Annotated in this window: 8 protein-coding genes; all 8 read left to right on the top strand. The window is 59.8% G+C overall.

Annotation, left to right across the window (positions count from 1 at the left end):
* Positions 1-98: 98 nt before the first annotated feature.
* The 8 genes from ACW9JC_RS26620 to aceA all read left to right on the top strand — a co-directional run bounded on the left by ACW9JC_RS26620 (position 99) and on the right by aceA (position 8260).
* On the top strand, positions 99-545 hold the full coding sequence (locus ACW9JC_RS26620) for an NUDIX hydrolase (protein WP_457458724.1): 447 nt from the start codon (positions 99-101) through the stop codon (positions 543-545).
* A gap of 59 nt (positions 546-604) precedes the next feature.
* A complete protein-coding gene (mnmA, locus tag ACW9JC_RS26615) occupies positions 605-1750 on the top strand; it encodes a tRNA 2-thiouridine(34) synthase MnmA (RefSeq protein ID WP_457458722.1) in 1146 nt (381 codons plus the stop codon).
* Positions 1747-2370, top strand: coding sequence for a high frequency lysogenization protein HflD (hflD, locus tag ACW9JC_RS26610; RefSeq protein ID WP_457458720.1), 624 nt, complete (start codon positions 1747-1749; stop codon positions 2368-2370). The genes mnmA and hflD overlap by 4 nt, the downstream gene beginning before the upstream one ends.
* A 124-nt stretch (positions 2371-2494) precedes the next feature.
* Positions 2495-3865 carry an adenylosuccinate lyase gene (purB, locus tag ACW9JC_RS26605; RefSeq protein WP_007972090.1) on the top strand — a complete coding sequence of 457 codons (1371 nt, stop codon included), beginning with the start codon at positions 2495-2497 and terminating at the stop codon, positions 3863-3865.
* Between the two features lie 86 nt (positions 3866-3951).
* Entirely contained in the window at positions 3952-5121 is a 1170-nt protein-coding gene (locus ACW9JC_RS26600; protein WP_416128189.1) for a ribosomal protein uL16 3-hydroxylase, read from the top strand.
* On the top strand, positions 5114-5536 hold the full coding sequence (locus ACW9JC_RS26595) for a GNAT family N-acetyltransferase (RefSeq protein ID WP_457458717.1): 423 nt from the start codon (positions 5114-5116) through the stop codon (positions 5534-5536). The genes ACW9JC_RS26600 and ACW9JC_RS26595 overlap by 8 nt, the downstream gene beginning before the upstream one ends.
* 160 nt (positions 5537-5696) lie before the next feature.
* Complete coding sequence (locus tag ACW9JC_RS26590; protein ID WP_457458715.1) at positions 5697-6458, top strand: secretin N-terminal domain-containing protein; 762 nt, start codon at positions 5697-5699, stop codon at positions 6456-6458.
* 476 nt (positions 6459-6934) lie between these two features.
* The gene (aceA, locus tag ACW9JC_RS26585) at positions 6935-8260 is read left to right on the top strand and encodes an isocitrate lyase (RefSeq protein ID WP_034146910.1); all 1326 of its coding nucleotides are present in this window, start codon (positions 6935-6937) and stop codon (positions 8258-8260) included.
* The last annotated feature ends 139 nt before the right edge of the window (positions 8261-8399 follow it).

The following is an 8399-nucleotide window of genomic DNA, read 5'->3' as shown; positions in this document are numbered from 1 at the left end:
TTATCATTCGCCACTGATGCTGACTGACCCACCGCAATCGCTGGCAAGCCAGCTCCCACAGGGTGCGTATTGCAATCTCAACAATCGAGGGAAGCTTCATGGACTGGAAACCCCACATCACCGTCGCCACCATCGTCGAAGACAACGGCCGCTTCCTGATGGTCGAAGAACACAAGGCCGGTCGCAACGTACTCAACCAGCCCGCCGGTCATCTGGACCCGAATGAAACCCTCATCGAAGCCGCCGTGCGCGAAACCCTCGAAGAAACCGGCTGGGACGTCGAACCCACCGGCGTTCTGGGCATTTACCTGTACACCGCCCCGAGCAACGGCGTGACCTACCAACGGGTCTGCTTCATCGCCAAACCGCTGAAACATCACCCGGATTATCAACTCGACGACGGTATCGTCGGCGCCAAGTGGTTGACCCGCGACGAATTAATCGAGCAGCGCGACAACTGGCGCAGCGAGTTGATCATCCGTTGCATCGACGACTACCTGGCCGGCAATCACTTCGGCCTCGAATTGATCCGTCCTTCTCTTTAGCCTTGTGCGCTTCAGCCTGCTAGAATCGCGTCCTTTTTCAAGACACTCATTGAATCCCTATGCGTGATCCAGCCCCTTCTGACACACAAAAGAAGCGCGTCATTGTCGGCATGTCCGGCGGCGTGGACTCTTCCGTTTCCGCCCTCCTGCTGATCGAGCAGGGTTATGAGGTGGAAGGCCTGTTCATGAAGAACTGGGAAGAAGACGATGGAACGGAATACTGCACCGCCATGGACGACCTGGCGGACGCCCAGGCCGTGTGCGACAAGATTGGCATCAAGCTGCACACCGCCAACTTCGCCGCCGAGTACTGGGACAACGTGTTCGAGCATTTCCTCGCCGAATACAAGGCCGGACGCACGCCGAACCCGGACATCCTGTGCAACCGCGAGATCAAGTTCAAGGCGTTCCTCGACTACGCCATGATGCTCGGCGCCGACCTGATCGCCACCGGTCACTACGTGCGTCGCCGCGACATCGATGGCCGCACCGAACTGCTCAAGGGCCTGGACCCGAACAAGGACCAGAGCTACTTCCTGCACGCTGTCGGCGGCGAACAGATCGCCAAGACCCTGTTCCCGGTGGGCGAGCTGGAAAAACCGCAAGTGCGCGCGATTGCCGAGAAATACGAACTGGCGACCGCGAAGAAAAAGGATTCCACCGGGATCTGCTTCATCGGCGAACGTCGCTTCAGCGACTTCCTCAAGCAGTACCTGCCGGCGCAACCGGGCGAGATCAAGACCACCGAAGGCGAGATCATCGGCCGTCACCACGGCTTGATGTACCACACCATCGGCCAGCGTCAGGGCCTCGGCATCGGTGGCCTGAAAGACGCCAGCGACGAGCCGTGGTACGTGCTGATCAAGGACCTGGAGCACAACGAGCTGATCGTCGGCCAGGGTAACGACCATCCGTGGCTGTTCTCCCGCGCCCTGCTCGCTTCGGACATCTATTGGGTCAACCCGATCGACCTGACTGAGCCGCGCAAGCTGACCGCCAAGGTCCGTTATCGCCAGAGCGACCAGCCTTGCACGCTGGAGAAGACCGCCACCGGCTACCGCGCAACCTTCGATGACCCGCAACGCGCGGTCACTCCAGGTCAGTCCGTGGTGTTCTACGACGGCGAAATCTGCCTCGGCGGCGGCGTCATTGAAGTTGCAGAGCCGTGGACCAGCAAAGGCGCTCTTCAAGGCGAGCAGCAATGACCCCCACTCAGGAGCAACTGACCGCGCTGGGCGGCGTATTCCTCGCCGCCGTGCTGGTGGACAAGATTGCCAAGACCGGCCAGACCAACGAAGCCGGCCTGACCTGCATGCTCGGCAGCCTGCTGATCCGCGACCCCAAGGACACTATGGAAGTCTATGGTGGCGACGACATCAATCTGCGCGAAGGCTATCGCGCCTTGGTCGGCGCTCTCGAACGCGACCCGAGCGCCCTGCAACGCGAACCGCTGCGCTATGCGCTGGCCATGCTCGGTCTTGAGCGTCAGCTGGCCAAGCGTAGCGACATGCTGGACGTGATCGGCAAGCGCCTGCCGCAGATTCAGTCCCAGGTCGAACACTTCGGCCCGGCGCACGAAAACGTGATCGCCGCCTGCGGCGCGCTGTATCAGGACACCTTGAGTACCCTGCGCCAACGCATCCAGGTGCATGGCGACATGCGCAACCTGCAACAGCCGAGCAACGCCTCGAAAATCCGCGCCCTGTTGCTGGCCGGCATCCGTTCGGCACGCCTTTGGCGGCAGTTGGGCGGTCATCGCTGGCAGTTGGTGGTCAGCCGCCGCAAATTGCTGAAAGAGCTTTACCCGTTGATGCGTAACGAATAACGCGCATCGACAGCACCGAACCTAGCAATACGCGTAATACGCCGGTCAGTTGGCGACGGACCGGCGGATTTTTTCATGTATGATACGCGCCCCATTTCGTTGCCCGACTGTCCGAGAACACCCCATGCAGCTTTCTTCGCTCACTGCGGTTTCCCCTGTTGACGGCCGCTACGCCGGCAAAACCCAGGCCCTGCGCCCAATTTTCAGCGAGTACGGCCTGATCCGTGCCCGCGTTCTGGTTGAAGTGCGCTGGCTCCAGCGCCTGGCCGCTCACCCTGCCATCAGCGAAGTGCCGGCGTTCTCCGCCGAAGCCAACGCTGTGCTCAACACCCTGGCGGAAAACTTCTCTCTGGAGCACGCCGAGCGCGTCAAAGAGATCGAGCGCACCACCAACCACGACGTCAAAGCCATCGAATACCTGCTCAAAGAGCAAGCGGCCAAGCTGCCGGAACTGGCCAAGGTCAGCGAGTTCATCCACTTTGCCTGCACCAGCGAGGACATCAACAACCTGTCCCACGCCCTGATGCTACGCGAAGGCCGTGATGACGTGATGCTGCCGCTGATGCGCCAAACCGCCAACGCCATCCGCGAACTGGCCATCCGTTTCGCCGACGTGCCAATGCTGTCGCGCACCCACGGTCAACCGGCCTCGCCGACCACCCTGGGCAAAGAACTGGCGAACGTGGTTTACCGTCTGGAGCGCCAGATCGCTCAAGTCGCTGCCGTTCCGCTGCTGGGCAAGATCAACGGCGCTGTCGGTAACTACAACGCTCACCTGTCGGCCTACCCTGAGATCGACTGGGAAGCCAACGCCCGCGCCTTCATCGAAGACGAGCTGGGTCTGGGTTTCAACCCGTACACCACGCAGATCGAACCGCACGACTACATTGCCGAGCTGTTCGACGCGATCGCCCGTTTCAACACGATCCTGATCGACTTCGACCGCGACATCTGGGGCTACATCTCCTTGGGCTATTTCAAGCAGCGCACCATCGCTGGCGAAATCGGTTCGTCGACCATGCCGCACAAGGTCAACCCGATCGACTTCGAGAACTCCGAAGGCAACCTGGGCATCGCCAACGCACTGTTCCAGCACTTGGCGAGCAAGCTGCCGATCTCCCGCTGGCAGCGCGACCTGACCGACTCCACCGTACTGCGCAACCTCGGTGTCGGCTTCGCCCACAGCGTGATCGCGTACGAAGCCAGCCTGAAAGGCATCAGCAAACTGGAGCTCAACGAGCAGAAGATTGCCGCTGACCTGGACGCGTGCTGGGAAGTTTTGGCCGAGCCGATCCAGACCGTGATGCGTCGCTACAACATCGAAAACCCGTACGAAAAACTGAAAGAACTGACCCGCGGCAAGGGCATCAGCCCTGAAGCACTGCAGACTTTCATTGACGGCCTGGACATGCCAGCCGCCGCCAAGGCCGAGCTGAAACTGCTCACCCCGGCCAACTACATCGGTAACGCTGTAGAGCAAGCCAAACGCATCTGATCGACCGCTTGACCCTTTTAAGACGCCCGGCAGCGCCGGGCGTTTTTATTCCCGTATGAAAAGTGCTTTTTTTCAATAGGTTACACATGAATCCTGACATCCCTCTTCAACTTCTGGGCGGCATCACGGCACGGGAATTCCTGCGCGACTACTGGCAGAAAAAACCGCTGCTGATCCGTCAGGCGATTCCTGATTTTGAAAGCCCGATCGACGCCGACGAACTGGCCGGCCTGGCGCTGGAAGAAGAAGTCGAATCGCGCCTGATCATCGAGAACGGCGAGCGTCCTTGGGAATTGCGTCGCGGCCCGTTTGCCGAAGACGAATTCAGCAAACTGCCTGAGCGTGACTGGACCTTGCTGGTTCAAGCCGTCGACCAGTTCGTACCGGAAGTCAGCGAACTGCTGGAGCACTTCCGCTTCCTGCCAAGCTGGCGTATCGACGACGTGATGATCAGCTTTGCCGCCCCGGGTGGCAGCGTCGGTCCGCACTTCGACAACTACGACGTATTCCTGCTGCAAGGCCACGGCAAGCGCAACTGGAAAATCGGCCAGATGTGCGATTCCGAAAGCCCGCTGCTGCAACACGCCGACCTGCGCATCCTCGCTGATTTCGAAGCGACCGATGAGTGGGTTCTGGAACCGGGCGACATGCTGTACCTGCCGCCGCGCCTGGCCCACTGCGGCGTGGCCGTCGATGACTGCCTGACTTACTCGGTCGGCTTCCGCGCACCGAGCGCCGCTGAAGTGCTGACCCACTTCACCGACTTCCTCAGCCAGTTCCTGCCGGACGAAGAGCGTTACACCGACGCCGACGCCCTGCCTGCGGCCGATCCGCATCAGATCCAGCACGACGCCCTTGATCGCCTGAAAAACCTGCTCGCCGAACACATGAGCGACGAGCGCCTGCTGCTGACCTGGTTCGGCCAGTTCATGACCGAGCCGCGCTACCCGGAACTGGTAGTGGGCCCGGAAGACCTCGCAGAAGACGACGTCCTCAGCGCGCTGGAGCAAGGCGCGGTGCTGATCCGCAATCCGAGCGCGCGCCTGGCCTGGTCCGAAGTCGACGACGACCTGCTGCTGTTCGCCAGCGGCCAAAGCCGTTATCTGCCGGGCAAACTGCGCGAGCTGCTGAAGATGATCTGCGCCGCCGATGCGCTGCACGTCGACAACCTCGGCGAATGGCTGAGCGACGAAGACGGCCGCGGCCTGCTGTGCGAACTGGTCAAGCAAGGTAGCCTGGGGTTCGCCGATGAATAAGATTCACGTACGTGTCGCAGACTGGCAAAAGGACAACGCCGAGATCCGGCGCATTCGTGAGACGGTGTTCGTTGCCGAGCAATGCGTTCCACCTGAACTGGAATGGGACGCCGATGATGCATCGGCCGTGCACTTCCTCGCGCTCGAAGGCGACTTTCCGATTGGCACCGCACGTCTGCTGCCCGACGGCCACGTTGGCCGGGTGTCGGTTCTCAAGGACTGGCGCGGCCTTAAGGTCGGCGATGCATTGATGCAAGCAGTGATCGGTGAAGCCGAAGAGCGCGGGCTGAAGCAACAAATGCTCAGCGCTCAGGTTCAGGCCACGGCGTTCTATGAGCGCCTGGGCTTCAGCATGGTCAGTGAGGAGTTCCTGGAAGCAGGGATTCCGCATGTGGATATGGTTCGCCACAGTTAAGATCAAAAGATCGCAGCCTGCGATCTTTTTTGCAGCACACCACAAAACGCCCCGACATCACGCGATGCCGGGGCGTTTTGCTGTCTACCATTCAACTTGCCCCTCCCCGGGCCGACAAACTGGCAATATCAACACTTTGAAGTTGGCGGAGATAACGGATATGTCCCTACGCACCCTGCTCACCACATTGCTGGTGACCTGCAGTTTTTCGGTCATGGCAGCCACTGAAATCGTGCCTTTGAATTACCACACCAGTGCCGACATGCTGCCCGTGGCGCAGGATTTCATCGGCAAGGACGGCACCGTCAGCGCCTATGGCAATCAGCTCATCGTCAACGCTGATCAACGCAAAATCGACGAACTTAAGGCCTTGATTGGCCAACTCGATACTGCGCCAAAACGCCTGCTGATTACCGTCGATACCAACGAAAACAACTTCCAGGGCGATCAGGGTTACTCGGTGAACGGTGCAAAGCCCAACCAGACCCGCATCATCAATCGCAGTACCGATAGCCGCGACGGCGGAATTCAGCAGGTCCAGGCTACCGATGGCATGCCGGCACTGATCCAGGTTGGCCAAAGCGTGCCCCTGACCAGCACCCAGACCGACTCCTACGGCGACCTGCGCAGCCAGACCGAATATCGCAACGTCACCCAGGGTTTCTACGTCACAGCCAATGTCACCGGCGAGATCGTTCATCTGTCGATCAGCACAAACCGTGACCGTTTGAGCCAGGAACGTCCTGATGTAGTGAACGTGCAAAGTACCGACACAACCGTCACCGGCCGCCTCGGTGAATGGATCCTGCTGGCCGGCACCAACGGCCAGACACAAGCCGATAAACAGGGCGTGGCCCGCAGTTACTCGACCCAGAGCCGCAACGACATGACCTTGCGGGTGAAGGTCGACACTTTGGACTAAGGCACCGAAAACTGACTGACGGGTCGTATTAGACCAAAGATGTAGTGCTTGAAAAAAAGCACTACAAAACGTTTGACGAGCCAAAAAAGCGAAGGCATGATGGCCTCGCTCCCGCTAATCAGGGGCCCTGGCAAGGGCCTTCGAGGCGATGTTCGCACCTACCCCGCGAACCGCCCCGTGTCTGTACCGCCCACAAGGTGTGTTTGACGAGGTTGCCGACTGGAACGAAGTTGTCCCGAGGGACGGAAGCGTATTTAGGTAAACCCGGCATCACACTGAAGTTCGTATAAAGGCCCACGACGCCCGAATGCGCCCGCCAGTTCGCCCTTACCTGCTCACTTCCCCTCGAGCCCATCGTTCATCCCGTCGCCATCCCCGCCGAATCCGACTTGACCGCCCAAGCTTCTGGTCAGCGAGCGCAGGAATTTTCCACCGCAGAACAACTTTTCATAAAGACGCGACGAGGTTTATCTCCCATGGCACTGACACGCGAACAGCAAATTGCAGCCCTCGAAAAAGACTGGGCTGAAAACCCGCGCTGGAAAGGCGTGACACGCACTTACTCCGCTGCTGACGTCGTCCGCCTGCGTGGCTCGGTTCAACCTGAGCACACCTTTGCAAAAATGGGCGCCGAGAAGCTGTGGAACCTGGTTACCCAGGGTGCCAAGCCAGCCTTCCGTCCTGAGAAAGATTTCGTCAACTGCATGGGCGCCCTGACCGGCGGCCAGGCTGTGCAACAAGTCAAAGCCGGTATCCAGGCGATCTACCTGTCGGGCTGGCAAGTGGCTGCGGACAACAACTCCGCCGAATCGATGTACCCGGACCAGTCGCTGTACCCGGTGGACTCGGTTCCAACCGTGGTCAAGCGCATCAACAATTCGTTCCGTCGTGCCGACCAGATCCAGTGGAAAGCCGGCAAGAACCCGGGTGACGACGGCTACATCGACTACTTCGCGCCAATCGTGGCTGACGCTGAAGCCGGTTTCGGCGGCGTACTGAACGCTTACGAGCTGATGAAGAGCATGATCGAAGCAGGCGCCGCCGGCGTTCACTTCGAAGACCAACTGGCTTCCGTGAAAAAATGCGGCCACATGGGCGGCAAGGTACTGGTTCCAACCCAGGAAGCCGTACAGAAGCTGACCGCTGCTCGTCTGGCTGCTGACGTTGCCGGTACTCCGACCATCATCCTGGCCCGTACCGACGCAAACGCCGCTGACCTGCTGACTTCGGACTGCGACCCGTACGACCAGCCATTCGTGACTGGCGAACGCACCCAGGAAGGTTTCTACAAAGTACGCGCCGGCCTGGACCAGGCTATCGCTCGCGGCCTGGCCTACGCTCCGTACGCCGACCTGATCTGGTGCGAAACCGCCAAGCCAGACCTGGACGAAGCTCGTCGCTTCGCTGAAGCGATCAAAAAGGAATACCCGGACCAACTGCTGTCGTACAACTGCTCCCCTTCCTTCAACTGGAAGAAAAACCTGGACGACGCGACCATCGCCAAGTTCCAGCGCGAACTGTCCGCCATGGGTTACAAGCACCAGTTCATCACCCTGGCCGGCATTCACAACATGTGGCACAGCATGTTCAACCTGGCGCACGACTACGCCCGCAACGACATGACTGCCTACGTGAAGCTGCAAGAGCAGGAATTCGCTGACGCTTCGAAAGGCTACACCTTCGTGGCTCACCAGCAGGAAGTGGGCACCGGCTACTTCGACGACATGACCACCGTGATCCAGGGTGGCTCGTCTTCGGTTACCGCGCTGACCGGTTCGACCGAAGAAGAACAGTTCCACTGATCTGCTTCGCCTGAGTAAACGGCCGTTGCGGACCGATTAGAAACCGCAACGCCGCACATCTGACGCCCCGACTGGTTCGGGGCGTTTTTTTTGCGTGCGATTTACCAAACACCACAAAACCCTGTAGGAGCTGTCGAGT

It is taken from the genome of Pseudomonas sp. SDO5591_S426, assembly GCF_054070755.1.
The sequence above is the reverse complement of the archived record's forward strand: the minus strand, read 5'-3'. Positions and strand labels throughout refer to the sequence as shown.

Bases quoted from the DNA above. Each gene is read 5' to 3' on its own strand.
- ACW9JC_RS26620 (WP_457458724.1), top strand. From the start codon at position 99: ATGGACTGGAAACCCCACATCACCGTCGCCACCATCGTCGAAGACAAC.
- mnmA (WP_457458722.1), top strand. From the start codon at position 605: ATGCGTGATCCAGCCCCTTCTGACACACAAAAGAAGCGCGTCATTGTC.
- hflD (WP_457458720.1), top strand. From the start codon at position 1,747: ATGACCCCCACTCAGGAGCAACTGACCGCGCTGGGCGGCGTATTCCTC.
- purB (WP_007972090.1), top strand. From the start codon at position 2,495: ATGCAGCTTTCTTCGCTCACTGCGGTTTCCCCTGTTGACGGCCGCTAC.
- ACW9JC_RS26600 (WP_416128189.1), top strand. From the start codon at position 3,952: ATGAATCCTGACATCCCTCTTCAACTTCTGGGCGGCATCACGGCACGG.
- ACW9JC_RS26595 (WP_457458717.1), top strand. From the start codon at position 5,114: ATGAATAAGATTCACGTACGTGTCGCAGACTGGCAAAAGGACAACGCC.
- ACW9JC_RS26590 (WP_457458715.1), top strand. From the start codon at position 5,697: ATGTCCCTACGCACCCTGCTCACCACATTGCTGGTGACCTGCAGTTTT.
- aceA (WP_034146910.1), top strand. From the start codon at position 6,935: ATGGCACTGACACGCGAACAGCAAATTGCAGCCCTCGAAAAAGACTGG.